The sequence below is a fragment of the Streptomyces sp. RP5T genome (assembly GCF_003933965.1).
Classification (GTDB): Bacteria; Actinomycetota; Actinomycetes; order Streptomycetales; family Streptomycetaceae; genus Streptomyces.
This window is the reverse complement of the sequence record NZ_RSAJ01000894.1, coordinates 1-2436: the sequence shown is the minus strand read 5'-3', so window position 1 is coordinate 2436 and position 2436 is coordinate 1. Positions and strand designations below refer to the sequence as shown.

Below are 2436 nucleotides of genomic sequence, written 5' to 3'. Positions count from 1 at the left end.
GTGGAGCGCAGGTAAGACCGGGACTCGCCCCGGCGCCGCGCGGCGAAGCAGGAACCCACTCGACACCGCAGCCTTCAACGGCGCGGTAGGCGGGAATCGCCGTCCTTCAGGGCGGCGAGGATGTCAATGTGACGTCGCATGACCGACACCGAGATCGAGATCACCGCGGACCTGGTCCGCGACCTGCTCCGGGAGCAGCACCCGGACCTCGCGGGGTTGGCCGTCCGCGAGGTCGTGGGCGGCTGGGGCAACCAAATGTGGCGCCTCGGCGACGAGTTGGCGGTGCGCATGCAGCGCATGGACCCCACCCCGGAGCTCCAGTTCAAGGAGCGGCGGTGGCTTCCCGTGCTGGCCCCGCGCCTGCCGCTCCCGGTGCCGACCCCGGTGCGGTTCGGTGAACCGTCCGAGCGCTTTCCCAAGCACTGGACCGTGATGACATGGGTTCCCGGCGAGCCGCTGGACCACGGCTCGATCAGCCGCGGCGACCATGCCGCCGACACGCTGGCGGAATTCCTCCGGGCCCTGCACGTGGAGGCGCCCGCCGATGCTCCGGTCGCCACGGACCGCGGCGCCCATCCCAAGGACTGCACGGACGGCTTCGAGAACTTCCTCCAGGCCGTGACCCTCGACGACAGCGCAGCCGACGCCCATGCCGATGCCGACACCACGACCGATACTGCGACCGATATCGCTGCCGCCGTGCGCGCCGTCTGGGACGACGCCGTCGCGGCCCGGCCCTGGGAGGGCCCGCGGGTGTGGGTGCACGGCGACCTCCATCCCGCGAACGTCGTCGTCGCGGACGGGACGCTCGCGGGCATCGTCGACTTCGGTGACATGTTCGCCGGTGATCCCGCGTGGGACCTCGCCGCCGCGTGGGTACTGCTGCCCGCCGGTACGGCCGCACGGTTCTTCGACACCTACGCGCGGGCGGACGAGGCGACGATCCGGCGTGCCCGAGGCTTGGCCGCGGTGAAGAGTCTCTTCCTGATGCTCATGGGGCAGAACGGAGACCGGAACCTTCCCGGCGGCAAGCCGCACTGGGGGCCCGCGGGCCGCGCCGCACTCGGCCGTGTTCTGCAGGGCGTCTGACGCAGGCCCCGTCTACCAGCCGACGGCCACCAGCAACCACTGCGGGTCGGCGTGGGAGACGAAGGAGGACTGGCTCGCCACGTCGTCGTAGGGGAATCCGTAGGCGAGGTGGTTGATGGCGTTGTCGTGCCAGAACTTGGCGTAGTGGTTCGCCGGTGCCGCCTTGTAGAACTGCGCCGGGTCGGACTGCTGGGAGGCCGGAAGCGTGGCGACGTGGCGGTTGAGGGCGGCGCACATGTCGGGGTTGCCCGCCAGGGAGCCGGCGCAGCCGAAGATGTCGGAGGTGGCCGCGTTGACGCCCACCGACTGGGCGTACGCGGTGAAATAGTTGGCGTTGGCGCCGCCCGCGCGGAAGCTGGGGTCGCTGCCGGGCGCGATGATCCGGTACGGCGCCTGGGACCGGGCCAGCACCTTGAACTCGTTCGGCACGGCGTCGGTGAAGCGCTGGAAGGTGGTGGCGCGGTCCTCGGCGAAGGTCTGCCGGTTCTCACCGACCTCGACGTCGTAACCGTCCTTGCTGTGCAGGCGCATGGCCAGTTTGAGGCCGAAGGCGTCGACCCGGGTGGTGTTGCCGTTGAAGACGTTGTTGCCGACCGTGAACTCGATGAAGTCGTAGTAGGGGCCGTTGGGCGCGCCGAGGTAGAAGTACATGCGGCCCGCGGAGTTGGCGGGCATGTCGAGGTAGGGCTGTTCCGCGATGGAATGGGTCTGGCCGTTGAAGCTCCAGTACACCTGGCTGTCGGGGTACTTGCCGTTGGTGCGGTTGAGGATCTTCACCTCGACAGCGTTGCTCGCCGGGGGGATGTCACCGGTGCTGCCCCAGAAGTCGTCCGGCGGGGTGGTGCCGCCGGGGCCGTAGACCTGGAACTCCCACAGGGAGTAGCCGTACGGGGTGCCGCGCGCGGTGCCGTAGAGGCGGACGTAGCGGCCGCTGCCGGAGATCGTGAGGTTCTGGGTGCCGCCGGTGGCGGTGGTGGTGGAGTGGACGGTGGTCCAGGTGGTGGCGTCGGTGGAGGTCTGGATCTGGAAGGCGGTCGCGTAGGCGGCCTCCCAGTTGAGGCTGACGCGGCTGAGCTGCTGGACGGATCCGAGGTCGACCCTTATCCATTGCGGGTCGGAGAAGGCGGAGGACCAGCGGGTTCCGGTGTTTCCGTCAACTGCCGCGCCGGCGGGTGTGCTCGCGTTCTCGGTAGACGAGGCGATGGCCGGTCTGCCCTGGGACAACAGTTGGTCCGCGGCGTGGGCGGGTGCGGGGGCCAGCACGCTGAACAGGGCCGCGAGCAGGGCGAGGACCAGGGCGAGTGCTGTGTGGGAGCGCGCGGCGCGGGCCGGGGGACTGCTGGTGGG

2 protein-coding genes are annotated in these 2436 nt (G+C 70.1%); one reads left to right on the top strand and one right to left on the bottom strand.

Annotated features, from left to right (window positions below):
- The first annotated feature begins 138 nt into the window (after positions 1–138).
- Positions 139–1089, top strand: coding sequence for an aminoglycoside phosphotransferase family protein (locus tag EHS43_RS42590; RefSeq protein WP_125195822.1), 951 nt, complete (start codon positions 139–141; stop codon positions 1087–1089).
- 12 nt (positions 1090–1101) lie between these two features.
- Here EHS43_RS42590 and EHS43_RS42585 read toward each other — a convergent pair.
- On the bottom strand, positions 1102–2436 hold a 1335-nt coding region (locus EHS43_RS42585), incomplete at its 5' end, for a beta-1,3-glucanase family protein (RefSeq protein WP_221740821.1).